Here is a 24,054-nt window from a genome sequence, read left to right on the forward strand (position 1 = left end):
GGCCATCTGTCGCAGCAACAACTAGGATACCACCGTCCATCTGTGCAGCACCAGTGATCATGTTTTTAACATAGTCAGCGTGTCCTGGACAGTCAACGTGTGCGTAGTGGCGTGATGGAGTGTCGTACTCAACGTGAGAAGTTGCGATTGTGATACCGCGCTCACGCTCTTCTGGAGCGTTATCGATAGATGCGAAGTCTTTAGCTACACCGCCGTAAACTTTAGCAAGAGTAGTACAGATAGCTGCAGTTAGAGTTGTTTTACCGTGGTCAACGTGGCCGATAGTACCAACGTTAACGTGCGGTTTCGTACGTTCAAATTTTTCTTTAGACACGATCGTGTTCCTTCCTAGTTATGATTCGTCGTGATCATTATTGATCGACGACGCGCCAGAAATTGTTATTTTATGCGCCAACGCCCGTTAGCGCAATATTTGGACGCCCTGATCTCGCAAAAAGTCGTAAACTTTTTGCAGTTCAATCGTCAATTAGTAACCACGCTCTGCAATAATTTTATCTGCGAAGTTTTTCGGCACTTCAGCGTACTCGTGAAACTCCATAGAGTAAGACGCACGGCCTTGAGTTGCAGAACGTAGATCAGTTGCGTAACCGAACATTTCGGATAGTGGTACTTGAGCACGGATGATCTTAAGACCAGCCACACCTTCGTCCATGCCTTCAATGATACCGCGACGACGGTTTAGGTCACCAACAACGTCACCCATCCAGTCTTCCGGAGTGGTTACTTCGACATTCATCATAGGTTCTAGAATCACAGGTTGTGCTTCTAGTGCACCTTTCTTGAATGCCATCGAGCCAGCGATCTTAAACGCCATCTCGCTTGAGTCTACATCGTGGTAAGAACCATCAAATAGTGTAGCTTTAATATCTAGTACAGGGTAACCCGCTAGAACACCACTATTCATTTGCTCTTCGATACCTTTCGATACCGAACTGATGTATTCCTTAGGAATCACACCGCCCACGATTTCGTCTACGAATACGAAACCTTCACCAGGCTCTGAAGGCTCAAGTTTGACCCAAACATGACCGTATTGACCACGACCACCTGATTGACGAACAAACTTACCTTCAACTTCCGCTTTACCACGAATGGTTTCACGGTAAGCAACCTGAGGTTTACCAACGTTACAATCAACGCTGAATTCACGCTTCATACGATCAACGATAATGTCTAGGTGAAGTTCACCCATACCTGAGATCAGAGTCTGACCTGATTCGTCGTCCGTTTCCACGCGGAATGATGGATCTTCCGCTGCTAGTTTACCTAGCGCGATAGCCATTTTCTCTTGGTCTGCCTTAGAACGAGGCTCTACAGCAATCTGAATAACTGGTTCAGGGAACTCCATGCGCTCTAGAATCACTTTGTGGTTCTGATCACACAGTGTGTCACCTGTTGTTACGTCTTTCAGACCGATAGCAGCTGCAATATCACCAGCGCGAACTTCTTTCACTTCTTCACGCTTATTCGCATGCATCTGAACGATACGACCGAAACGCTCTTTCTTCTCTTTTACTGAGTTGTAAACAGCGTCACCCGAGTTTACAACACCGGAGTAAACACGCATGAAAGTTAGCGTGCCCACGAATGGGTCAGTCGCAATCTTAAACGCTAGCGCTGAGAAAGGTTCGTTGTCGTCAGCATGACGCTCAACTTCATTTTCTCTTTCGTCGACACCTTTAATTGCAGGTACGTCAACAGGCGATGGCAAGAACTCAACTACTGCATCCAGTACCGCTTGAACACCTTTGTTCTTAAACGCACTACCACAAGTAGCCAGTACGATTTCGTTATTTAGTGTGCGAGTACGTAGAGCTTGTTTGAGCTCAGCTTCAGTCAATTCACCTTCTTCAAGGTACTTGTCCATCAGCTCTTCGCTAGCTTCAGCAGCGGATTCAACCATGTGGTTGCGCCACTCTTCAGCAAGTTCAATCATGTCAGCTGGGATGTCTTCGTAAGTAAACGAAGTGCCTTGATCGGCATCATTCCAGTTGATCATTTTCATCTTGATAAGGTCGATGACACCTCTGAACTCATCTTCCGCACCAACGTTCAGCTGGATTGGAACAGGAGTCGCACCAAGACGATTCTTAATTTGGTTCACAACGCGTAGGAAGTCTGCGCCCGCACGGTCCATCTTGTTTACAAATACCAAACGTGGAACGTGGTATTTGTCTGCTTGACGCCATACAGTTTCAGACTGAGGTTCAACACCAGATGAGCCACAGAACACAACCACAGCACCATCAAGTACACGAAGAGAACGCTCTACTTCGATAGTAAAGTCAACGTGTCCAGGGGTATCAATGATGTTTACGCGATGCTCAGGGAACTGTGCTTCCATACCACGCCAGAATGTAGTAGTAGCAGCGGATGTGATAGTGATACCACGCTCCTGCTCCTGCTCCATCCAGTCCATGGTTGCTGCACCATCGTGAACTTCGCCGATTTTGTGAGAAAGGCCAGTGTAGAACAGAATACGCTCAGTTGTGGTTGTTTTTCCTGCATCTACGTGAGCACAGATACCGATATTACGGTATAGCTCAATAGGAGTTTTACGAGCCACGATTGTATCCTCTTACTAAGGTGTACCTTAGAGTATAGAAAAGTGCTGCGAGAGAACCTCGCAGCACAGAAGGTATTACCAACGGTAATGAGCGAACGCTTTGTTTGCGTCAGCCATGCGGTGAACGTCTTCACGTTTCTTAACCGCAGTACCTTTGTTCTCAGACGCGTCTAGCATTTCAGCAGCTAGGCGTTGAGCCATAGATTTTTCACCACGCTTGCGCGCAGCTTCAACCAACCAACGCATAGCAAGTGCGTTACGGCGAACCGGACGTACTTCTACAGGTACTTGGTAAGTTGAACCACCAACACGGCGAGATTTAACCTCTACCGCTGGGCGAACGTTTTCAAGAGCTTCTTCAAAAATAGCTAAGTGGTCTTTACCAGACTTTTCAGCCATAGCATCTAGTGCAGTGTAAACGATTTTCTCTGCAGTAGATTTTTTACCGTCAACCATTAGGATGTTAACGAATTTTGCCAGCAATTCAGATTTGAATTTTGGATCTGGAAGGATCTTACGCTGACCAATGACGCGACGACGTGGCATGGATTTATCTCCGTTGTCTTCTTCAGGTTTTATCCAAAACTTTTCAGTTTTTTCAAAAAATTAAAAATAATTTAGTGTTTGGCCTTACTTAACGGAATCCATTAAGACTTAGGACGCTTCACACCGTACTTAGAACGACCTTGTTTACGGTCATTTACGCCAGCACAGTCTAGTGCGCCGCGAACAGTGTGGTAACGCACACCTGGAAGGTCTTTAACACGACCACCACGGATTAGAACAACTGAGTGCTCTTGAAGGTTGTGACCTTCACCGCCGATGTACGATGTAACTTCGAAGCCGTTTGTCAGACGTACACGACAAACTTTACGAAGTGCTGAGTTAGGTTTTTTAGGTGTAGTAGTGTAAACACGAGTACATACACCACGTTTTTGTGGGCACGCTTCTAGTGCAGGCACGTTGCTTTTAACAACTTGCTTTGCACGTGGCTTACGTACCAACTGGTTAATAGTTGCCATTAACTAGCTCCTGATTTACTTGAAAGTAAGCTTTGTGAAAAATCTATCCCCAACTGCCAATGCAGTTAGGGACGCAAAATTCTATGCAGCAGTGAGAGGTGTGTCAAGAAATATACGGATCTTTTTTGTTCAATTAGAACAATTCATCCGTAAAGCTTTGTCGACAGCAAATCTTGTTCAATCCCAAGTTAGGGATTTATCCTGTTTTGCTGTTAGTTCAACGAAGCCTGAGTAATTCACAATCGTCAGGGATGGACTGATACGATTTGCAATACCGCGAGCTTGCGCATCGCTCTCTAACACAAATACGCTGCGGTTTTTGAGATGGGAAAATGCTTTATGTTGCGAGTTAGCAGCGTACACTGAATCTTCTATAAGTAAGATGTCATCCTGTTCACTGCATAAGGGCATGGCGTCTTCTAGAGCAGAGACTGTTTTTATGATGTGTAACATAACTTCCTCAAAAAGACAGTAGCTTGCCAGCGTGTTGTAACTTATCTTTGAGCTGTTCTGAGCTTAACGCTTGGGCTTCAAGGACTAAATCCGCTTGCGCCAAACCTCGCTGGGTTAACGACTCTGAACACACAAAGACTTGTTCGATGTCGTATAAATCGAAAAGCTTTAACATCGGCGCGTAATCTTTACTCAAAATATTGTTGGGGTCTTGTCCGAGTAGAAGCTGGTATACCCCGTCACCCATGAAAATGACGCTGATATCTTCACAGTAAGCCGACGCGGCTAACAGTGCATCCACACCTTCACGACCAGCTGCACTGCCATGTGGCGCACTACGAAATAGATAAGTTAACTGACTCAAAACTGTACCACTCTGTCTTGGGTTAACATCGCTTCAGCTAGGCTACCTAAGCCTGCTTGTTCAAAACCATCGGCTAGATTGTTCTGAACCAAACCATGTTGATTCGCTTCTTCTTCACTTACAATCCCGCGACGCAAAGCGGCCGCGACACAAGTTTCTAGGCGAACACCATGCTCTTTAGCCAAAGACTGCCACGCCTTATTGAGATCAAATTCATCGTTGGCTGGCACACTCAAAGCAGTACCATTAGTCACACCATCTTGATAAAAGAAGACGCTCACTAGCTGATGGCCTTGCTCTATCAACGCTTTGGCGAACTGATAAGCACTGCGCGCTGACTGGCTGCCATAAACGGGACCATTCACCACTAACGTGTAAGTCAGTTTACTCACCTTTCATCATCCTCGGTTTTACGTTGACGAATGTACAAGTAAACGGTGTGTTTTGAAATATTAAGGCGATCCGCGACACGGTTGATGGCATCTTTAATATCGAAGATACCTTTGTCGTACAACTCCATCACGATCTGGCGATTCTTGGTGTTGTTAGACACGGATTTATCCGCATTGATCTCTTCGATGGTGCGTTCAACAGTTTGGTCCACCAGCTCTTCTACGTCACTAGCAAAGTTGACCGAGGAAGCCGCTTCTTTCGCTTCTTGCGTCGGCATGAAAGACTGAAGAACTTGCGAGAAAGGCGCATCCAAGTTGACGTTGATACACAACAAACCAATCACGCGATTTTCGCCATTACGAATGGCGACAGTAATCGACTTCATCAACACGCCACCTTTTGCACGGGTAAAGTACGAACGTGAGAAGTTGCGCTCCGAGCCTTCGATGTCTTTTAGCATCTTAAGCGCTAAATCAGTGATTGGTGAGCCGACTTGGCGCCCCGTGTTTTCACCGTTAGCGATTTTAATTGCAGAGGTATTTAAGTCTTCTAGAGAGTGAAGAACGATTTCACAAAATGGACCTATCAGGCTGGCGATACCATCCACGACCGCCTCATAAGATCTTAAAATGATTTTGTCGTGCTCGGTAAACGGCATCACGTTAACGGATTCCATTTCGAGCAACATCTCCGCGTTTATTGTTTCTGTAGTTGTCATAAGCCTTCGAGCGAAAAATCAACAAATTGGTGTAAGTTTATCAGAAAATTTGAAAAGCAACCTAGCAAACTCACCAACTAGTGACCTAGAACAAAAAAGGCCCGTTAAACGGACCTTTTTCAATAACTTATCGCAGCTTATTGTTATTGCTCTGCGTTGTCGTTCTCAACTTTTAGCAGCTCAACTTCAAATACTAGCGTTGAGTTAGCAGGAATGCTTGGTGTGTCTTGGTCACCGTATGCTAGCTCTGGCGGGATAACGAATTTGAATTTAGAACCCACAGGCATTAACTGAACACCCTCTGTCCAACCTGGGATTACACGGTTAAGTGGGAACGTTGCAGGTTCACCACGATCGTATGAGCTGTCGAACTGAGTACCGTCGATCAGAGTACCTTTGTAGTGTACTTGAACCGTATCAGTGTCTTTTGGCTTCTCACCTTCAGCTGGTGTCATTACTTGGTATAGAAGACCTGTATCTGTCTTCACTACGCCTTCTTGCTTCTCAAACTCAGCTCGGAAATCATCGCCAGCTTTTTTCGCTTCAGCTGCTTTCTCAGCCGCTTGTGCTTGCATCTTTTCTGCAACACGCTTGTCTAGAGATTCTAGTGCTGCACGTGTTTCTTCTTCATTCAATTCAGCATTGCCTTTGAAGACGTCTTCGATACCTTTTAGTACCAAATCTTTGTTAAGATTAATGCCGATTTCGCTTGGCTTGTCGATGCTTGTGCTTAGGTAGTTAGCAAATGAAACACCGATTGCGTATGCCGCTTTGTCGTCGTCGGTTTTAAAGTGAACCGCTTTACCGGTTTCTGCTTGAACTTGTTCTGCTTGAGGTGCGGTTTCTGTTTTAGTTTCTTCTTTCTGACAACCTACCGCTAGCATAACTGTTGCAGCAAGTAGCGACACTTTTAAAACTGATTTCATTAAATTCTCCCAATAATGGCTCTGCCATTGGTTGTTGTGCACAAATCTTCTATGAGACTAGTGAAGACAATCGTTATACCAATATACTAGCTATATGTCTTAAGACACAAACCGGATTATTAGATGTGATGCAAAGAATTTTTCATTTATTCCTATATTTAATTGTCATCACCACGTTAAATGGTTGCTTTTTCGCCGAGCGTGAAGTGCAGCGTTGGCCGATAGAACCTCAAGGTGCGACGAGCTTCGTACTTAGCAGAGATGGACGGTTTGCTCTGCTCTATTCTCAACAACGTCATTTGATGTTGTGGGACCTAGAGCAAAATGAACAACTAGCCAATCTGGGTGAACTCGATGCCGATGCCAATGTGGTTTCCCATATCCGCATATCTGACAATGGTCGCTACGCAATTACAGCAAGCCAAATGAACTTCGCAGTTTGGGACCTAGGCTGGACGCAATCCGAAGGCCTTTGGTCTATCTCTGATGCGCTCATTCGCGACGTTGATATCACCAGTAATGGTGAACAAGTTCTGCTTGGGTTATCCAACGGTAAAGCAATTTATGTCAACTTAGTCACCGGGCGTCGCATGGAGTTCCTTGCGCATCGTGAAAAAGTCAATTCCGTGGCCATTTCTCCTAATGGGCGCTTCGCCCTAACCGGAGGTAATGACTATAAAGCGTATCTGTGGGATACCGAAACCGGACAAGTACTACGAACCTTCGAACATGAACAACGAATTGTTCGCGTGGCCCTGCAAAGAGATGGAAAATTAGCAATGACATCTGATGGCGGAAACCAAGCGATTGTTTGGGATTTAAAAACTGGACAAGAAGTCACACAGTTGAGCAGTTGGTCGCGCCAATTAATTTTCTCTACCGCACGATTTTCTGACGACGGGACTCAACTAGTCACAGGAAGCCCTTCTGGCCGTGTGTCGATATGGGATACTCAAACCGGAAAACGAATGAGTGGATTTGAAGTGGAGCCCAAAAAAGACACTCGCCCTCCCCGTGCGGTCGTGTATGATGCAGCCTTTGATTCAAAACAACGCGTAATTACTGCTACTTCAGCAGGTATTGCCCAAGCTTGGCAGTTAGAGAACGGATCATGACAGAAAAAATCATTCAGCAATTGGAAGCACGCATTAATGACTTAGAATGTCAGCTTGCGTTCCAAGAACAGACTATTGAAGATCTGAACGGAGCTTTATCGCAGCAACAACTGCAAATTACCAAGATGCTCGATCAGATGAAATATGTGGTAGGTAAAGTAAAAAATATGGACTCGTCGAATTTAGCCGATCCGTCAGAAGAAACCCCACCACCGCATTATTAAAATGCAGGCTCAAATAGCATAAAGCCCAGAACATGTTCTGGGCTTTGTTGTATTAATTACTTAAGAAGGTACTCAAGAGGAAGCTATTCGTCGGCGTAGATTTTAACGCTCAGCTCGCCTTGCGTATTAATGCCTGCTCGGTACATGCCAGAACTGTTCATCGCAAAGTGCATCTCACCTTTAGCATCAATGGCAATCAAACCGCCCTCTCCGCCCATCTGTTTGAGATCACCTTGGATAATGTGTTCACAAGCCGTATGAATATCTTCTTGTAAGTAACGCATACGTGCTGCAACGTCTTCCGCAACACGTTTACGAATAAAGAACTCGCCGACACCCGTAGTGGAAACTGCCACGACGCCATTTTCGGCCACCGTACCACAACCAATAAGAGCCGAATCTCCGACTCGGTTGTATTTCTTATTCGTCACGCCACCCGTACTGGTGGCAGCGGCTAAGTTGCCTTGTTGATCTAACGCTACCGCACCAACCGTACCGTGCTTACGGTCATCTGGGTAACGGGACTCGGAAAGAGCAAACAAGCCTTTCTCACGCATAGAAATCAGTTGTTCATAACGACGATCAGTGAAGAAGTAATCTTGCTCGGTATACTCATGGCCTTGCTCAAAAGCAAACTTCTCTGCGCCCTCACCCACCAACAGCACATGATTGCTGTTTCGCATCACGTCACGAGCGAGCTCAATTGGGTTTCTGATATGACGAACCCCAGCGACCGCGCCTGCTGCAAGGTTTCGCCCATCCATCACAGAAGCGTCCATTTCAACCATTTCGTTGTTGGTCAGCACTGAGCCTTTACCCGCATTAAAGTTAGGAGAGTCTTCCAATACTTTCACTGCCGCTACGACGGCATCTAAGGCTTCACCGCCCGTGTCTAGAATTTGATGTCCCGCTTTTACCGCAGCTTCTAAATCCGCCAAGATGGATTGTTGCAGCTCATCGCTCATCTGTTCACGCAAGATGGTGCCCGCACCACCATGAATGGCAATCGAGAAAGGTTTCGTCATCACTTTGTCCAACTGTTATTCCTTGTATGGTTGGCACTACACCTTAGATAAACAAAAAGCGCAAGTTGAAAACTCAACTTGCGCTTTTCAAAGCTTTGCTAGATAAGATTATCTAGTGAAGGAGCTTATGATTAGTGAGAACCACAGCTACCGCCGCCACAGCAGCCGCCTTCTTCTTCGTGATCGTGGTCATGATCGTGACCACCACAACAGCCACCACCTTGGTGGATGTGACCGTGTTCGATCTCTTCTGCTGTTGCTTCACGTGTAGACATGACTTCTACTTCGAAAGTTAGTGTTTGACCAGCTAACATATGGTTACCGTCAACAACCACTTCGTTGCCGTCAACTTCTGTTACTTCAACAGGGATTGGACCTTGGTCAGTGTCAGCTAGGAAGCGCATGCCCACTTCGATTTGCTCAACGCCTTGGAACACGTCCGCAGGAACGCGCTGTACTAGCGCATCGTTGTGCTCACCGTAAGCTTCTTCAGGAGCTACCGTTACTGAGAACTTGTCGCCAGCCACTTTACCTTCAAGTTCTTTTTCAAGACCTGTGATTAGGTTGTTGTGACCGTGAAGGTAATCTAGAGGTGCTTCTGCTGTTGATTGATCAACAACGACACCGTCTTCCATCATTACTTTGTATGCAAGGCTTGCAACAACGTTCTTTTCAATTTTCATACTAACTCCAGGGAGATTAATTGACTTAACCTGAATGGGGTTAAGTACTGAGATATCTGGGTGTATTATGGGGATCAATTATCGAAGTTCAATTATTCCGGCTTAAAAATTCCGATCATTTCCTGATCTGAGTGTTTATTTTTCTCTACAGATTGTGGTTTACGCTGCTCTGTAAACTCACACTCGACACACTCAACTAATTCGATGTTATTTTCAATCCACCAGCGCAGGGTATCTTGCTGGCTGCAATTTGGGCAGCTAGCGCCGGCAATAAAACGTTTCTTGATTTTCACGCTATTTCCTTAGCTTGAGTCTTGGCTCAAGTACTACTTCCAATGATTAGGTGACTGATGGTCGCTCTCCATTTCACGACCAAATATTTCTTCTAGCTCTTTGCGGGCCTCTTTCGCTCTTTGAGCCAATTTCTTATCTTCATTGTGTTGAGGCAATAAGTCCTTAAGCATAGCATTATCCAACTTGCGAAAATGTGCTTCTGCCCGCTTTGCTTGATAAGGATGCATACCCAGTTCTACGAGCGCTTGGCGACCGAGATCTAGCGCCCCTAAAAATGTTTCACGAGAGTAATTCTCTACACCATGACTCATTAACTGGTAAGCCTCGACACGGCTTCTTGCTCGAGCTAACAACTTAAGTTTCGGGAAGTGCACGCGACAAATGTCCACGATGGCCATCACCTCATCAGGTGAATCAGTACAAATAACCAATGCTTCCGCTTTATCAGCGCCAGCTGCCCTCAATAGGTCAATTTGTGTAGCATCGCCATAAAACACTTTGTAACCATACTTACGTAATAGGTGGATTTGGCTGGCATCACTTTCTAATACTGTCACTTTGATTTTATTGGCATACATTAAACGTCCGACGATCTGACCGAAACGTCCAAAGCCTGCAATGATAACGCGTGGTCGGCGATCCACGACTTTCGTGGTCATGCCCTCTTCTTCTTGATTCAGGGTATGAGCAAACCACTTCTTTTGTCCCATCAGCAAAAGAGGAGTCGTCACCATGGATAGACTGACCACCACCAACAGAAACGCCACTTGCTCTTTGGACAAAATGCCCTCTTGGCTCGCCGCGGTAAATATGACAAAGGCAAACTCACCGCCTTGGCTCAAAATTGCAGCCATACGGCTTCTCGCTTTGGCTCCGACACGGGCAGCTCTCGCCAATGCATACAAAACCAAACCCTTAACCACGACCAAAGCCACCACCGCACCGAGAATCTCTAAAGGGTGTAATGCCAATAACCCCAAGTTTACCGCCATGCCCACCGCAATAAAGAATAACCCCAACAACAGACCTTTAAATGGCTCGATAGCGATTTCCAGCTCATGGCGATACTCACTCTCTGCAAGCAAAACGCCTGCTAAAAAAGTCCCCAATGCCATCGAAAGGCCGAGCTTTTGCATCACGACCGAAATGCCAAGCACGACTAAAAGTGCAGCAACGGTAAAGAGCTCACGAACGCCGCTCATCACGACAAAACGAAATAGCGGACGTAGTAAAAAGTGACCACCAATCAACAGTGCTACCACACTGCCTAAAATAGTGAAGACATCCAACCAACTTCCACCACTATGCCCGCCTGCTAGCAAGGGCAACATCGCCAGCATCGGGATCACTGCAATATCTTGAAAGAGCAGCACCGCAAAACCAGATTGCCCCGTTTCGGTACCATTAAGCCCTTGCTCTTCAATGACTTTAAGCGCAATCGCCGTCGAGGACAGCGCCAACCCCATCCCGATCACCAAACTCACTTGCATGCTTACGCCAAACATACTGACGACACTACCAATCACGGCGGTCGTGACCACAACCTGCGCACCGCCTAAACCTAAAATCGGCCCTCGCATCTGCCACAATTTTTTAGGGTTTAATTCCAGCCCTATCAAAAACAGTAACAACACAACCCCAAGCTCGGCAAAATGCAAAATGGCATCAACGTCGCTAATTAAGCCAAGCCCCCATGGGCCAATCAACACACCAGCGAGTAAATAACCTAAAACCGAGCCAAGCCCAAGGCGCTGAGCAATCGGCACCGCAATAACCGCAGCCGAAAGAAAGACCACACTGCTTTGAAGAAACTCACTGGTGATCGCCATACTGACCTCCTCGCTCTGCCGCTTGCCAGTTTTCAAGTGGGTTACTCAGCCATCCACGGTATAACTCGGCATGTTCGTAGCGTTCAATATCTGAAACATTTCTTGACCAATACAACACCAGTGGTTCAATCCAGTGCATTTGACATAGGGCTGCCGTCAGTTCAAACGGTTGCAAGATTTGCTCAAGTGGGTATTTGTTGTACCCCTTCGCGCTGAAGGCTTCTTCTTTACCACCTGTTGTAATGACACTGCGCCAGTATTTTCCTTCTAGCGCCGCACCTCCGCCAAACGCAAAGCCTTTACCTAACACTCGGTCTAGCCACTCTTTTAATAGGGCTGGACATGAATACATATAAAGTGGGTGGTGAAATACAATCACATCGTGAGCGAGCAACAACTCATGTTCGTAATTCACATCAATAAAGAAATCGGGGTAAACACCGTAAAGATCGTGCACAGTGACGTGATCAAGCGACTGAGCTTTTTTTATCATCACTTGATTGGCAATCGAGTTATGTGGCTCTGGATGAGCATAAATGACCAGAACTTTTGGGAGAATAGACGGTGCAACAGCCAAATGGTCGTCCTTGTGGTTATTTTTATCCGTTATCAAATTGTTATACTTTTTTGTACAGCATAATGCAATTAAAGCGAATCAATCGACTTTTCCGGCCAATACCCCTACTATTCACCGCTAGATATATACCCAAGTGGCTTTAAAAACGATTGAAACCACTTCGCTATGTAACCAAGCAACGCGCACTGCGCAAAGTGAATGAAAACTTTATGATTACCTTCTCTGATATTCAGTTACTGCGTGGCGGTAAACCTCTTTTAGACCAAGCTTCTGCGACTATTCACCCTGGCGATAAAGTCGGTCTTGTGGGCAAAAACGGCTGCGGTAAATCAACGCTGTTTGCCCTACTGAAAGATGAACTGTCAATTGATGCAGGCTCATTTAGCCAACCTCAACATTGGGAGTTGGCCTGGGTCGCACAGGAAACGCCTGCGCTAGAGCGCACTGCACTGGAATACGTCATTGATGGTGATCGCGAATACCGCGCTCTCGAAAAGCAGTTAGCTGAAGCAGAAACACAAGACAACGGAACCCTAGTTGCCGAGATACACGGTAAAATTGAAACCATTGGTGGTTACAGCATTCGCGCTCGCGCGGCAGAACTGCTCGATGGTTTAGGGTTCAGCCAAGAGCAAATGAGTTGGAGTTTGACCCAATTCTCGGGTGGTTGGCGTATGCGTCTTAACTTGGCTCAAGCGCTATTGTGTCGTTCTGACTTATTGCTACTCGATGAGCCAACCAACCACTTGGATTTGGACGCGGTAATGTGGTTAGAGCGTTGGCTACAAAACTACCCTGGCACGCTGATTCTGATCTCGCACGACCGAGACTTCCTTGATCCAATTGTTGGTCGCATCATTCACATCGAGAATCAGCAGCTGAACGAATACACGGGTAACTACTCGTCATTCGAAAACCAACGTGCACAAAAAATGGTGTTACAACAAGCGATGTTTGAAAAGCAACAGAAGCAGATGTCGCACATGCAAAGTTACATCGACCGCTTCCGTTACAAAGCATCAAAAGCACGCCAAGCCCAAAGCCGTATCAAAGCTTTGGAGCGAATGGAAAAAGTACTGCCAGCTCAATTCGATAACCCATTTAGCTTCCAATTCCGTGAGCCAGCTGCGCTGCCAAACCCAATCATGATGATGGATGAAGTATCTGCAGGTTACGGTGACAACCTCATCTTAGAGAAGATCCGCTTGAACTTGGTTCCTGGCAGTCGTATTGGTTTACTCGGCCGTAATGGTGCGGGTAAATCGACCTTAATCAAGCTGCTCTCTGGTGAACTTAACGCGCAAGGTGGTGACCTAACTTACTCACAAGGCGTGAAAATTGGTTACTTCGCTCAGCACCAGTTAGAAACGCTTCATCCTGAAGAAACGCCGCTGCAACACATGATGCAAATCGCACCCGATCAAACCGAACAGCAGCTACGTGATTACCTAGGTAGCTTTGGCTTCCAAGGTGACAAAGCACTAGAAAAAGTTGCGCCGTTTTCTGGTGGCGAAAAAGCCCGTTTGGTATTGGCTTTAATTGTGTGGCAAAAGCCAAACCTGTTGCTACTTGATGAACCAACCAACCACTTGGATTTGGACATGCGTCAGGCATTGACGATGGCACTGCAAACGTTCGAAGGTGCAATGGTGATTGTTTCGCACGACCGTTACCTATTGCGTGCTACAACCGATGACTTGTATTTAGTGCATGATAGACAAGTTGCGCCGTTCGATGGTGACTTAAACGACTACTACAAGTGGTTAACCGAGCAACAAAGAGCGGAACGCAAAGAAGCGCAGGCTGCGCAGCCAAGCAAAGATACGGCCAACAGTGCAGCTGCGAAGAAAGAGCAAAAACGTCGCGATGCAGAGTTTCGAAAACAGACAGCGCCAATTCGCAAAACGCTGACACAACTAGAAAATAAAATGGATAAGTTAGGTGCTGCACTGGCCGAAGCTGAAGAACAATTGGCGGACAACTCACTGTATGCGGCCGAAAATAAAGCTAAACTTAACCAAGTGCTGGCACTTCAAGCTTCCAGTAAAGCTGAGCTCGAAGAAATTGAAATGGAATGGATGTCTGCTCAAGAAACGTTGGAGCAGATGGAGCTAGAGTTTAATCAATGAGTAATCAACACGCTGAATACACACTCACCCTAGAACACCTTTGGCAGTTTAGTCTGCAATTTTATGGTGTGCGAGAAGTGAAAGAGGCGTGTTTATCATTACAGAACAACTACCACGGTAACGTGAACCTACTCCTGCTGCTCAGATGGCTCGATGAGCAGCAACTCATTTTCCAAGAAAAAGACTGGCCCTTGGTGCAAGACTGTCTAGGTAGGAGCGAAACTTTACTTCACTCCTTTCGCGACCTTCGTCGCCACCTTAAGTCTCAAGTCAATGACGCTTTGTATCGTGAGACCTTGCAGTTTGAGCTGCAACTAGAAAAGCAGCAACAAGCGGATTTGGTGGACTGCATTAACTCACTTGCACTACTCAAAAATGATGGTGACCCATTGACGTTGAGATACTGTCGTCAACTCGGTGGGGAGCATTTGCAGCAAGCCTTTGCTATTCCGGTGCCAAACATTCAACCACCAAAACGCCCATAAATCTGTAGAATACCTATAATCTTTATAAAGGATTATATTAATAAGTTCTTCAACGGACACCGAAGGACCGCATAAGAGCAGTTAGGTATGACACAATTTTTCGCAGCCGCCGGGATCAAAAACCCGCATCTCCAAACGCTTTTGCCGCGTTTTATTCGCAAAAAAGCGTTATTTACGCCGATTTGGCAAACCCTCGATACATCCGATGGCGACTTTCTCGATCTCGCGTGGAGCGAGGACCCAACCCAAGAGCCTGCACAAAAAAAGCCGATTTTTGTTTTATTTCATGGGTTAGAGGGGTGCTTCTATAGCCCTTATGCCAATGGGCTAATGAATGCATTTGCTCAATCTGGATGGCTGTCGGTGATGATGCATTTTCGTGGCTGCAGCGGTAAACCAAACAAAAAAGCACGAGCTTACCACTCGGGTGAAGTGACGGATGCTCGTTACTTCCTAGAGCACCTTGAACAACGTTTTCCTGATAATCCCAAAGTTGCAGTTGGTATTTCTCTTGGCGGTAACATGTTGGCGAATTATTTAGCCCAATATAAAGACCACCCTATTTTGAATGCAGCGACTATTATCTCAGCGCCTTTAGACCTAGCGGCGTGTGCGAACCGTATTGAACAAGGCTTTTCGAAAGTGTATCGCCGTTATCTGCTTTCTTCACTGAAACGTAACGCGTTACAAAAGCATCATCTATTGCACGGCGAGCTTGCGCTGTCCTACAACTCAATAAAACGTGTCACAAGATTGTATGAATTCGATGATTTGATCACGGCACCACTGCACGGTTTTAAAGACGCACAAGATTATTACGATCAATGTTCTGGCTTAAGTAAACTACAGCAAATCACGCTACCCACACTGATCATCCATGCCAAAGACGATCCGTTCATGACCGATGATGTGATACCGAAGTTTGTTTTGCCAGATAACATTGATTACCGTCTCTTTGAACACGGTGGCCATGTTGGCTTCCTAACAGGAACGGCGTTAAAACCTAAGTTTTGGTTGGAGGAAGCGCTGCCCGCGTATTACGAAAGTATCGCCGCAGATTACCTTTCTGCTGTATCCAAGCAACGAACGCAGTAAACTAGCCGCTCATCATAAAAGTTAGAGGTATTTATGATCATTCCATGGCAAGACATTGCGCCGGAAACATTGGAAAACTTAATTCGTGAATTCGTCTTACGCGAAGGAACGGATTACGGAACCGTCGAGGTTTCTTTGCAAGACAAAATTGATCAAGTTAAAGCTCAATTGGAAAAAGGTGAAGCGGTTATCGTGTTCTCTGAGCTACACGAAACCGTCGATATTCAACATAAAACAAAATTTTAGACCCTTCACATTTTACCGTATCCCACTCGATGACAAGGTATTGTTACGTGCTATAGTGGGATATCGACCGTGCAGTAGTAACTCTACTGCACATTACAGGTAAGTAATTTTCGACAAGGTTTGTCATGTCAGCTAAACACCCAATTATTGCGGTTACTGGTTCGTCCGGTGCCGGCACGACCACTACATCTGAAGCCTTCCGTAAAATGTTCAATATGATGAACGTTAAACCCGCATGGGTTGAAGGCGATAGCTTCCATCGCTTTACTCGCCCAGAAATGGACATCGAAATTCGCAAAGCCCGCGAGCAAGGTCGACACATTAGCTACTTTGGCCCACAAGCTAATGACTTCCCGGGATTAGAAGAGTTTTTCCGTAAGTTCGGGCATGATGGTACTGGCAGCGTGCGCCGTTATCTGCACACGTTTGACGAAGCGGTTCCCTACAATCAAATGCCAGGCACGTTTACACCGTGGCAAGACTTACCCGAAAACAGCGACGTGCTGTTTTATGAAGGGTTACATGGTGGCGTGGTCGATGGCGATGTTAATGTTGCTCAACATGTGGATTTCTTAATTGGTATGGTGCCGATTGTGAACTTAGAGTGGATCCAAAAATTCGTACGTGACACTCGCGATCGCGGCCATTCGCGTGAAGCGGTAATGGACTCAATCGTGCGATCCATGGACGATTACCTCAACTATATCACTCCGCAGTTTTCTCGTACTCACATCAACTTCCAGCGCGTACCGACCGTTGATACTTCCAACCCACTTAATGCAAAAGGCATCCCTAGTTTGGATGAGAGTTTTGTGGTGATTCGCCTACGCGGTATCAAGAATGTCGACTTCCCATATCTGCTGGCCATGATTGATGGCTCATTCATGTCACGCCACAACACGATTGTCGTACCCGGCGGTAAGATGAGCTTTGCAATGGAGCTCATAGTTCGGCCTATCCTACAACAGCTCATCGAAACAGGGAAAATTGGCTAAAAACCTGCCTGCGAAGATGTTTACTTTTCATACCGTGATCATGTGCACAGTTTTGCTTACAAAATCTCAATCATGGCACGATTAAAATCAAGAAATCGTTTTCGAAAAAGGATACTATTTCTTACCGAAACACAAGAGAGCTTGCAGCATATAAAAAGTGCTCTTATTCTAGTAGGCCTAATTCAGGCTTAGCTAAAATATGGATAGCGCAAGCGTACCCTGCAGAGGAAGTGAGATATTATGGTTCTAGGTAAACCTCAAACCGACCCAACATTAGAGTGGTTTCTTTCACACTGTCATATTCATAAGTACCCTTCAAAGAGCACGCTAATTCACGCGGGCGAAAAGGCAGAAACTTTGTACTACATCGTTAAAGGTTCTGTTGCGGTTCTTATCAAAGACGAAGAAGGTAAGGAGATGATCCTTTCTTACCTAAACCAAGGAGACTTTATTGGTGAACTTGGTCTATTCGAGGAAGACCAAGAGCGCACAGCTTGGGTTCGTGCTAAATCTCCTTGTGAAGTTGCTGAAATTTCTTTCAAGAAGTTCCGTCAGCTTATCCAAGTAAACCCAGACATCCTAATGCGTCTTTCTGCGCAGATGGCTCGTCGTCTTCAAGTAACTAGCCAAAAAGTGGGTGACCTGGCGTTCCTAGACGTAACTGGTCGTATCGCTCAGACGCTTCTGAACCTTGCAAAACAACCAGACGCAATGACTCACCCAGACGGCATGCAAATCAAGATCACTCGTCAAGAAATCGGTCAAATTGTTGGCTGTTCTCGTGAGACAGTAGGTCGTATCTTGAAGATGCTAGAAGAGCAGAACCTAATCTCTGCTCACGGTAAAACCATCGTGGTTTACGGTACTCGTTAATCTCGAACTAGAGTGACACGAACAAAATTATAAAAGCCACCAATGGCAACATTGGTGGCTTTTTATTTACTCATGACCAAATGAGATAGGGTGCAGCGAACACTAATGAGTAAGCTTAACAGGTTAACCCTAAAACTTAGCCATTCGTACTTTCAAAGATTTTGTCAGCTGAAGCGGCCACGAAACCTGGGTACAAATCACCATTTTCCATCGGATAGCGCTTAGCAAATTCATAAAACCCGCCAGGGATAATTTCAGTGCCTTCGCTAAAACGAACCGCTACTTTATCTGCCATGGTCGATGACTGCTCTAGCAACACCTCAGGAGTGCCCTTCACTTCACCACCATTTTCATTAATGGTAAACCCAGCGGTACGCAGATGATCGTTTACCTGCTTCACTTCTTCATATTCATTGAGCTGGTTAACGCTCACCGTGAAGTGGTTTGCTCCGTAACCATGCGCCGCAAGCCAAGATGCGTACTCACTTTCTTTAGCCAACGTTTGGTAATCAGCAAAGCTTAAATCCCACAAGCGTCCACCATGTAAGAATGCGCTATCTTTCAGCTTGTCAGCATCGATTTGTGCCACCAAATTTTTCACAATCTCTTGTAGCTCAGGCGAGCACTCTTCAACTTTTAGCTCACTAATAAATACTTTAGGTTGCTTCGGATCTGGGTGCTCATAGTGCTTAGCAACCAGCTTTTTGCTTTCGAAAATGTAATCACCACACGCCTTGTAACCAATAGCTACAAATGGCTTAGCTAGAGTTTCAATACCAAGAGGCGCGATATTGAAGGTACGTAAAGCTATATGATCATTAATCAGAGGCTCATCTTCTTGAAGCAGCTGATGCACTTTAGCAGCCGAAGGGCAAAGACGTTGAATGTAATCTTGCCATAGCGATTCAAATAACACATCGGGCGTCATAACGACTCCTTGTTACGAGATGTAGAGTTTAAAGGTAAGCGGAAGTTGGCTGCTCGTTCACAACAAAAGTTGTCCAGAATAATGAACGAGCAACCATCAACCTGTGACGGTAAATGCCAGTCAGTCAACACGCTTTTCCGAGTCTTTGCTCACTTTTCGTGTTCTGCCAACGATCACTACAACCCATACCTAAATGATGCGCCGGCAAGGTGAGCCGCAATGCATAGTTGCGACTCTATTATTAAAACTTATAGCGCTACACCTGGACTCAATGTTGCAGGCAAGACAGTCTCTTGACCTTCCATTGATGCCATTGGGTACGCACAGTAATCTGCTGCGTAGTAAGCGCTTGGGCGCAAGTTACCCGACGCCCCCGGACCACCAAATGGCGCATCACCGCTTGCCCCAGTAAGCTGGCGGTTACGGTTCACGATTCCTGCACGAATGTGGTCAACGAAGTATTCCCATTCTTGGTCGTCGGTTGAAACCAAACCAGCAGATAAGCCAAAGCGCGTATCGTTTGCTAGCGCCACGGCTTTGTCTAATCCTTCGTAGCGCACCACTTGCAGAAGTGGGCCGAAGTACTCTTCATCTGGTAACTCAGCAATGTTCGTTACATCAATGATGCCTGGAGAAACAAACGCCGCCTCTCCTGCTTTCGCTTCAATCAAGCTTTCACCGCCAAGAGACTGTAGATTAGCTTGTGCATCAAGAATAAACTTGGCTGCCGCGACCGAAATTTGCGGTCCCATAAATGGCGCAGGTTCTGCAAATGGTTGGTCTACGCGAATATTGCGTGTCGCTTCAACGAGTTTGGTGATAAGCGCATCGCCTTTTTCACCCAATGGCACATACAAACGACGAGCACACGTACAACGCTGCCCAGCACTGATAAACGCTGACTGGATGATGGTGTAAACCGTGGCATCCAAATCACCATATTTATCAGAGATCACCATCGGGTTATTACCACCCATTTCTAGTGCGAGCATCTTGCCCGGTTGACCCGCAAATTGACGGTGTAATACATGCCCCGTATTTGCGCTACCCGTAAACAGTACGCCATCGATGCCTTTTGCGTCAGCGAGCGCGATACCAGTTTCTTTCGCGCCTTGAACAAGGTTAATCACGCCTTTCGGCAGACCGGCTTCTTCCCATAGCTTCATTGCCAATTCACCCGTCCATGGCGTTTGCTCAGACGGTTTGAAGACTACCGTGTTACCAGCCAGTAGCGCAGGCACAATGTGACCATTTGGTAGGTGGCCTGGGAAGTTGTAAGGACCAAACACCGCCATCACGCCCAATGGGCGGTGGCGCAATACGATTTGGTTGCCTGCTGCTTCACGGCTCGCCTCACCAGTGCGGTCATGATAAGCGCGAATCGAAATGGCAATTTTACCTGCCATTGCCGCTGCTTCAGTGCGCGTTTCCCAAATTGGCTTACCAGTTTCTTTGGCAATGACTTCGGCGATTTTTTCGCTGTTCTCTTTTACTTTCTCCGCAAAAGCCAACACGATTGCCTCACGCTCTGAAAATGGGCGCTTTTTCCAGTCAATAAACGCTTCACGCGCTGCAGATACCGCCTGGTTCACCTGCTCTGCCGTTGCACCTTTGCCTTGCCAGATCACTTCTTGGTTGTACGGCGACAGAGACGTAAATGCTTCACCCTGACCTTGTACCCATTCACCTGCAATCCAATGTGTCATTGTTTCTATCCTTAAATTCTGTCGTCTGTTACTGCGGAAGAAGGCGAACGAAATCCCCTTCTTCAACCGAAAGTGCATCCGCAACGTCTGGTGCGATCATTACGCTCTGTGTCTCTGCGTCATACGCCGCCTTAGTGACTGTCGCACGGAAGTTCTCGAAAGATGAATTACACATCAAGAAGTCTTGTGTGCTGGAATGTTCAGAGATTTTGACTTGCGCGCGGAATGAATGACGTACCGACTCAATATTACGCAGATCACACTCAACCGTTGGGCCACCATCGAAGATGTCGACGTAGCCTCGGTTGGTAAAACCTTCACGCTCAAGCAGCTTCAGCGCAGGACGCGTGTTGTCATGTACTTGACCAATCACGGCTTGCGCTTCTGGGCTGAGCAGATTGATGTAAATAGGCAGTTTCGGCATCAAGTCGGCGATAAAGCCTTTCTTGCCGATACCTGTCAGGTAATCTGCAAGAGTGAAATCGATAGAGAAGAAATGCTCTTGAAGCCATTGCCAGAATGGTGAATTACCCTCGTCGTCTGAAACGCCACGCATCTCCGCAAAGATCGTTTCAGAGAAGCGCTCTGGGTGCTCTGCCATCATTAGGAAACGACACTTCGACATTAGACGACCATTCAGACCTTGGCGGAATTTCTCACGCAAGAACAAGGTACAAATTTCGCTGTTACCAGTGTAGTTATTACCAAAAGTAAGCAGTTTAACGACGTTGTTAACGCCAAGCTTTGGCGACGAGTGCACAACTTTACTAATGTGATATGAGTAAAATGGGACATCCCAGCCGATAGATGCTTCGATTCCGGTGGTACCCGCAACCTCACCCGTTTCAGAGTCAAAGCCAACCATCAGGTAGCCTTCATCGCCTGGTTCTGCCACATCTGGCTTACCAAAGCTGTACTCTGAATGTTTGATTCGATTGGTTAACAGTTCTTCGTTAACCGGTAGAGATGTAAATCCGTGACCAGACTCCACCGCACAAGTGTGCAGTGCGTCGTAATCCGACATCGCGATAGGGCGAACTACTAGCATCAATACTCCCTCCAGATGCAAGAAGATCCTAACTATATTGTAGGAACAATTCCCCCATCAGAGATCCTTGACGGGGGTGTCTGCGTTGACGTTTAAACTGATATCGCGCTTAAACTAAAGTCGCGATCGCTTTATCCAGTTTCGCCAAGCCTTCTTCAATTTCTTGTTGTGTGATAACGAGTGATGGTGTGAAACGTACGACATTGGCACCCGCAACCAATACCATGAGACCTTGTTTACCTGCAGCAACCAGCACGTCACGCGCACGGCCTTGCCATTCTTCATTTAGTGCAGCGCCAAGTAATAGGCCTTGACCGCGCACTTCTGAGAAGATGTTGTACTTCGCGTTGATCTTCTCTAGACCTTCACGGAACATTGCTTCGCGTTCTAGTACACCAGCCAAAACCTCTGGCTTAGTGACTTCATTTACAACCGCTTCTGCAACCGCACACGCTAGTGGGTTACCTCCATATGTAGAACCGTGAGTGCCCACTTTCATGTGCTCTGCCAATTTTGCTGTCGTTAGCATTGCACCGATTGGGAAACCGCCACCAAGTGATTTCGCAGTACTTAGAATATCTGGCGTGATACCTAAACCTTGGTAAGCGTAGAAGTTACCTGTTCGGCCATTACCAGTTTGCACTTCATCGAAGATCAGTAAGGCGTTGTGTTTGTCACACAGCTCGCGAACCGCTTGAGCGAACTCAGGCGTTGGTGGCACGATGCCGCCTTCACCTTGTAGTGGCTCCATCATGACCGCACAAGTACGATCAGACATGTGCGCTTGTAAAGCTTCGATATCGTTGTAAGGAAGGTGTGTCACGTCGCCTGGCTTAGGACCGAAACCGTCAGAGTATGCCGCTTGGCCACCAACCGTTACGGTAAAGAATGTACGACCGTGGAAACCTTGTTTGAATGCAATGATTTCAGATTTCTCAGTGCCATGAACGTCTGCTGCATAACGACGTGCCAGCTTCAAAGCGGCTTCGTTTGCTTCTGCGCCAGAGTTAGCAAAGAACACTCGCTCAGCAAAACTCACTTCTGTTAGCTTTTTCGCCAGACGAAGGGCTGGTTCGTTCGTCATAACGTTACTTAAGTGCCAAAGCTTGTTAGCTTGCTCTGTTAGTGCGTTTACCATTACTGGATGACAATGGCCAAGACAGCTCACTGCAATACCACCAGCAAAGTCGATGTATTCATTACCTTCCTGATCCCAAACACGTGAACCTTCACCTTTAACAGGGATCATTTCCATCGGGTTATAGCAAGGTACCATTACCTCATCGAATAAACCGCGCTCTACTTTAATTTCCGTTGTCATTGCACATTCCTTCTTGATACCGCATGCGTAGCAGATAAGCGAATTTAACCGGCTCTCTTTGCCAGCAAATAATGTTTTGCATTTAAGCTATTGCGGCATTGTATTTACATTTAATTAACCATTTCAATAGTGATTTATTCTTTTCGTTCTCGAAAGTAACTTCCATTAATCACTGCTTATGACTATTTATGCATCAAGAAAGTAAAATAGAGAAGTGATTTTTTATAAATGTTATGTAATACAGGGGATAGAAGGTTTAAAAAGACATGAATAGACAAAGAGACTCGAGAGAATCGCATAGTTTTGCAATCCGCTCACCTCAGCAAAAAGATGAATGATTTGTTAAGAAAAGTGATCGCGATCAGATCGCTTTGCGTGCTAAAAAGTTCGCAAGCAACTCGTGACCTTGCTCAGTTTTGATTGATTCTGGGTGGAATTGCACCGCATCAATTGGCAAGGTTTTATGTTGGTAACCCATTATTTCATCCATGCTTCCGTCAGGCAGTTCTGTCCATGCAGTCAGTTCAAACACGTCGGGTAAAGTACCGTTTTTCACCACAAGAGAGTGATAACGGGTTACCGTGAGTGGGTTATTCAGATTTTTAAACACACTGCGACCGTTGTGACGAATTGGTGAGGTCTTGCCGTGCATCACTTGTCGAGCACGTACCACTTCCCCTCCAAACACTTGTGCAATCGCCTGATGACCAAGACAAACTCCTAGGATCGGCAACTTACCAGCGAAGTGTTCTATCGCTTTCAGTGAAATACCTGCTTCGTTCGGCGTACATGGCCCTGGCGAGATCACCAAATGAGTTGGGTTGATCGCCTCAATGCCTTGGATATCGATTTCATCGTTACGCACCACCTTTACGTCTGCACCAAGCTCGCAGAAGTATTGGTAAAGGTTGTAGGTAAAAGAGTCGTAGTTATCGATGATCAACAACATAAAGGGTCGGTTGCTCCAATCCGTTTTGGCAATGCTTACGTAGTGAATCGCCACGTTCGTGACAATCAA

The 24,054-nt window shown here is 46.2% G+C and carries 27 protein-coding genes; 8 read left to right on the forward strand and 19 right to left on the reverse strand.

What is annotated here, in order from left to right; translation table 11 throughout:
* The 9 genes from NL626_RS19615 to fkpA form a co-directional block, all read right to left on the reverse strand.
* Positions 1–334 (reverse strand): GTP-binding protein (locus NL626_RS19615; protein WP_253657663.1); only part of this gene is annotated, 334 nt, incomplete at its 3' end.
* Between the two features lie 153 nt (positions 335–487).
* A complete protein-coding gene (gene fusA, locus NL626_RS19620) occupies positions 488–2,587 on the reverse strand; it encodes an elongation factor G (protein WP_005382794.1) in 2,100 nt (699 codons plus the stop codon).
* A gap of 75 nt (positions 2,588–2,662) precedes the next feature.
* Positions 2,663–3,133 (reverse strand): 30S ribosomal protein S7, encoded by a 471-nt coding sequence (gene rpsG / locus NL626_RS19625; protein WP_005382796.1) that lies wholly within the window; start codon positions 3,131–3,133, stop codon positions 2,663–2,665.
* Positions 3,134–3,234: 101 nt separating this feature from the next.
* Positions 3,235–3,609, reverse strand: coding sequence for a 30S ribosomal protein S12 (rpsL, locus tag NL626_RS19630; RefSeq protein ID WP_004399892.1), 375 nt, complete (start codon positions 3,607–3,609; stop codon positions 3,235–3,237).
* 177 nt (positions 3,610–3,786) lie between these two features.
* Entirely contained in the window at positions 3,787–4,062 is a 276-nt protein-coding gene (gene tusB / locus NL626_RS19635; RefSeq protein ID WP_213891978.1) for a sulfurtransferase complex subunit TusB, read from the reverse strand.
* 7 nt (positions 4,063–4,069) lie between these two features.
* Positions 4,070–4,426 (reverse strand): sulfurtransferase complex subunit TusC, encoded by a 357-nt coding sequence (tusC, locus tag NL626_RS19640; protein WP_064354366.1) that lies wholly within the window; start codon positions 4,424–4,426, stop codon positions 4,070–4,072.
* Positions 4,423–4,818, reverse strand: a complete 396-nt coding sequence (tusD, locus tag NL626_RS19645) for a sulfurtransferase complex subunit TusD (protein WP_017633744.1) — start codon at positions 4,816–4,818, stop codon at positions 4,423–4,425. Before tusD ends, tusC begins: the two co-directional genes overlap by 4 nt.
* Entirely contained in the window at positions 4,815–5,537 is a 723-nt protein-coding gene (locus tag NL626_RS19650; RefSeq protein WP_005382804.1) for a transcriptional regulator, read from the reverse strand. The genes tusD and NL626_RS19650 overlap by 4 nt, the downstream gene beginning before the upstream one ends.
* Before the next feature lie 143 nt (positions 5,538–5,680).
* Positions 5,681–6,463, reverse strand: coding sequence for an FKBP-type peptidyl-prolyl cis-trans isomerase (fkpA, locus tag NL626_RS19655; RefSeq protein WP_017821751.1), 783 nt, complete (start codon positions 6,461–6,463; stop codon positions 5,681–5,683).
* A 128-nt stretch (positions 6,464–6,591) separates the two neighbouring features.
* On the opposite strand from fkpA, the gene NL626_RS19660 reads away from it, so the two are divergent.
* Positions 6,592–7,578 (forward strand): WD40 repeat domain-containing protein, encoded by a 987-nt coding sequence (locus tag NL626_RS19660; RefSeq protein ID WP_253657674.1) that lies wholly within the window; start codon positions 6,592–6,594, stop codon positions 7,576–7,578.
* Entirely contained in the window at positions 7,575–7,802 is a 228-nt protein-coding gene (locus NL626_RS19665; RefSeq protein WP_005381455.1) for a SlyX family protein, read from the forward strand. The genes NL626_RS19660 and NL626_RS19665 overlap by 4 nt, the downstream gene beginning before the upstream one ends.
* A gap of 83 nt (positions 7,803–7,885) precedes the next feature.
* Here NL626_RS19665 and NL626_RS19670 read toward each other — a convergent pair whose 3' ends face one another.
* The 5 genes from NL626_RS19670 to kefG form a co-directional block, all read right to left on the reverse strand.
* On the reverse strand, positions 7,886–8,827 hold the full coding sequence (locus tag NL626_RS19670; protein WP_085570109.1) for an isoaspartyl peptidase/L-asparaginase family protein: 942 nt from the start codon (positions 8,825–8,827) through the stop codon (positions 7,886–7,888).
* 131 nt (positions 8,828–8,958) lie between these two features.
* Positions 8,959–9,510, reverse strand: coding sequence for a peptidylprolyl isomerase (slyD, locus tag NL626_RS19675; RefSeq protein WP_005381451.1), 552 nt, complete (start codon positions 9,508–9,510; stop codon positions 8,959–8,961).
* A 92-nt stretch (positions 9,511–9,602) separates the two neighbouring features.
* A complete protein-coding gene (locus tag NL626_RS19680) occupies positions 9,603–9,803 on the reverse strand; it encodes a YheV family putative zinc ribbon protein (RefSeq protein ID WP_005381449.1) in 201 nt (66 codons plus the stop codon).
* 33 nt (positions 9,804–9,836) lie between these two features.
* Positions 9,837–11,633 (reverse strand): glutathione-regulated potassium-efflux system protein KefB, encoded by a 1,797-nt coding sequence (gene kefB / locus NL626_RS19685; protein ID WP_005382809.1) that lies wholly within the window; start codon positions 11,631–11,633, stop codon positions 9,837–9,839.
* Positions 11,617–12,210 carry a glutathione-regulated potassium-efflux system ancillary protein KefG gene (kefG, locus tag NL626_RS19690; RefSeq protein ID WP_017821749.1) on the reverse strand — a complete coding sequence of 198 codons (594 nt, stop codon included), beginning with the start codon at positions 12,208–12,210 and terminating at the stop codon, positions 11,617–11,619. The genes kefB and kefG overlap by 17 nt, the downstream gene beginning before the upstream one ends.
* Before the next feature lie 209 nt (positions 12,211–12,419).
* On the opposite strand from kefG, the gene NL626_RS19695 reads away from it, so the two are divergent.
* From NL626_RS19695 to crp, 6 genes are all read left to right on the forward strand, one after another.
* The gene (locus NL626_RS19695; RefSeq protein ID WP_042523641.1) at positions 12,420–14,339 is read left to right on the forward strand and encodes an ABC transporter ATP-binding protein; all 1,920 of its coding nucleotides are present in this window, start codon (positions 12,420–12,422) and stop codon (positions 14,337–14,339) included.
* On the forward strand, positions 14,336–14,824 hold the full coding sequence (locus NL626_RS19700; protein WP_033907158.1) for a TIGR02444 family protein: 489 nt from the start codon (positions 14,336–14,338) through the stop codon (positions 14,822–14,824). The genes NL626_RS19695 and NL626_RS19700 overlap by 4 nt, the downstream gene beginning before the upstream one ends.
* Before the next feature lie 87 nt (positions 14,825–14,911).
* Positions 14,912–15,919 carry a hydrolase gene (locus NL626_RS19705; RefSeq protein ID WP_033907159.1) on the forward strand — a complete coding sequence of 336 codons (1,008 nt, stop codon included), beginning with the start codon at positions 14,912–14,914 and terminating at the stop codon, positions 15,917–15,919.
* Between the two features lie 33 nt (positions 15,920–15,952).
* A complete protein-coding gene (locus NL626_RS19710) occupies positions 15,953–16,165 on the forward strand; it encodes a YheU family protein (RefSeq protein ID WP_005382815.1) in 213 nt (70 codons plus the stop codon).
* A 125-nt stretch (positions 16,166–16,290) separates the two neighbouring features.
* Positions 16,291–17,160 (forward strand): phosphoribulokinase, encoded by an 870-nt coding sequence (locus tag NL626_RS19715; protein ID WP_005381434.1) that lies wholly within the window; start codon positions 16,291–16,293, stop codon positions 17,158–17,160.
* Between the two features lie 240 nt (positions 17,161–17,400).
* Positions 17,401–18,033 carry a cAMP-activated global transcriptional regulator CRP gene (gene crp, locus NL626_RS19720; protein WP_005381432.1) on the forward strand — a complete coding sequence of 211 codons (633 nt, stop codon included), beginning with the start codon at positions 17,401–17,403 and terminating at the stop codon, positions 18,031–18,033.
* Positions 18,034–18,169: 136 nt separating this feature from the next.
* On the opposite strand, the gene NL626_RS19725 is transcribed toward crp, so the two are convergent.
* From NL626_RS19725 to NL626_RS19745, 5 genes are all read right to left on the reverse strand, one after another.
* Complete coding sequence (locus NL626_RS19725) at positions 18,170–18,961, reverse strand: DUF1338 domain-containing protein (RefSeq protein ID WP_064354370.1); 792 nt, start codon at positions 18,959–18,961, stop codon at positions 18,170–18,172.
* 248 nt (positions 18,962–19,209) lie between these two features.
* Positions 19,210–20,667 carry a succinylglutamate-semialdehyde dehydrogenase gene (astD, locus tag NL626_RS19730; protein ID WP_005381424.1) on the reverse strand — a complete coding sequence of 486 codons (1,458 nt, stop codon included), beginning with the start codon at positions 20,665–20,667 and terminating at the stop codon, positions 19,210–19,212.
* A 28-nt stretch (positions 20,668–20,695) separates the two neighbouring features.
* A complete protein-coding gene (gene astA / locus NL626_RS19735) occupies positions 20,696–21,715 on the reverse strand; it encodes an arginine N-succinyltransferase (protein WP_005381422.1) in 1,020 nt (339 codons plus the stop codon).
* A 109-nt stretch (positions 21,716–21,824) separates the two neighbouring features.
* Positions 21,825–23,036 carry an aspartate aminotransferase family protein gene (locus NL626_RS19740; RefSeq protein ID WP_005381420.1) on the reverse strand — a complete coding sequence of 404 codons (1,212 nt, stop codon included), beginning with the start codon at positions 23,034–23,036 and terminating at the stop codon, positions 21,825–21,827.
* Between the two features lie 361 nt (positions 23,037–23,397).
* Complete coding sequence (locus NL626_RS19745; protein WP_033907164.1) at positions 23,398–23,985, reverse strand: aminodeoxychorismate/anthranilate synthase component II; 588 nt, start codon at positions 23,983–23,985, stop codon at positions 23,398–23,400.
* Positions 23,986–24,054: the final 69 nt, after the last annotated feature.

Source organism: Vibrio sp. Y58_MX_L22 (genome assembly GCF_024181865.1).
Classification (GTDB): Bacteria; Pseudomonadota; Gammaproteobacteria; order Enterobacterales; family Vibrionaceae; genus Vibrio; species Vibrio alginolyticus.

Coding starts and splice junctions, on each gene's coding strand:
- fkpA (WP_017821751.1), bottom strand. CDS start 6,463: ATGAAATCAGTTTTAAAAGTGTCGCTACTTGCTGCAACAGTTATGCTA.
- NL626_RS19710 (WP_005382815.1), top strand. CDS start 15,953: ATGATCATTCCATGGCAAGACATTGCGCCGGAAACATTGGAAAACTTA.
- NL626_RS19695 (WP_042523641.1), top strand. CDS start 12,420: ATGATTACCTTCTCTGATATTCAGTTACTGCGTGGCGGTAAACCTCTT.
- kefB (WP_005382809.1), bottom strand. CDS start 11,633: ATGGCGATCACCAGTGAGTTTCTTCAAAGCAGTGTGGTCTTTCTTTCG.
- crp (WP_005381432.1), top strand. CDS start 17,401: ATGGTTCTAGGTAAACCTCAAACCGACCCAACATTAGAGTGGTTTCTT.
- NL626_RS19740 (WP_005381420.1), bottom strand. CDS start 23,036: ATGACAACGGAAATTAAAGTAGAGCGCGGTTTATTCGATGAGGTAATG.
- astA (WP_005381422.1), bottom strand. CDS start 21,715: ATGCTAGTAGTTCGCCCTATCGCGATGTCGGATTACGACGCACTGCAC.
- NL626_RS19715 (WP_005381434.1), top strand. CDS start 16,291: ATGTCAGCTAAACACCCAATTATTGCGGTTACTGGTTCGTCCGGTGCC.
- NL626_RS19660 (WP_253657674.1), top strand. CDS start 6,592: ATGCAAAGAATTTTTCATTTATTCCTATATTTAATTGTCATCACCACG.
- tusB (WP_213891978.1), bottom strand. CDS start 4,062: ATGTTACACATCATAAAAACAGTCTCTGCTCTAGAAGACGCCATGCCC.
- NL626_RS19705 (WP_033907159.1), top strand. CDS start 14,912: ATGACACAATTTTTCGCAGCCGCCGGGATCAAAAACCCGCATCTCCAA.
- NL626_RS19665 (WP_005381455.1), top strand. CDS start 7,575: ATGACAGAAAAAATCATTCAGCAATTGGAAGCACGCATTAATGACTTA.
- NL626_RS19670 (WP_085570109.1), bottom strand. CDS start 8,827: ATGACGAAACCTTTCTCGATTGCCATTCATGGTGGTGCGGGCACCATC.
- NL626_RS19725 (WP_064354370.1), bottom strand. CDS start 18,961: ATGACGCCCGATGTGTTATTTGAATCGCTATGGCAAGATTACATTCAA.
- astD (WP_005381424.1), bottom strand. CDS start 20,667: ATGACACATTGGATTGCAGGTGAATGGGTACAAGGTCAGGGTGAAGCA.
- NL626_RS19700 (WP_033907158.1), top strand. CDS start 14,336: ATGAGTAATCAACACGCTGAATACACACTCACCCTAGAACACCTTTGG.
- slyD (WP_005381451.1), bottom strand. CDS start 9,510: ATGAAAATTGAAAAGAACGTTGTTGCAAGCCTTGCATACAAAGTAATG.
- NL626_RS19650 (WP_005382804.1), bottom strand. CDS start 5,537: ATGACAACTACAGAAACAATAAACGCGGAGATGTTGCTCGAAATGGAA.
- NL626_RS19745 (WP_033907164.1), bottom strand. CDS start 23,985: ATGTTGTTGATCATCGATAACTACGACTCTTTTACCTACAACCTTTAC.
- rpsL (WP_004399892.1), bottom strand. CDS start 3,609: ATGGCAACTATTAACCAGTTGGTACGTAAGCCACGTGCAAAGCAAGTT.
- rpsG (WP_005382796.1), bottom strand. CDS start 3,133: ATGCCACGTCGTCGCGTCATTGGTCAGCGTAAGATCCTTCCAGATCCA.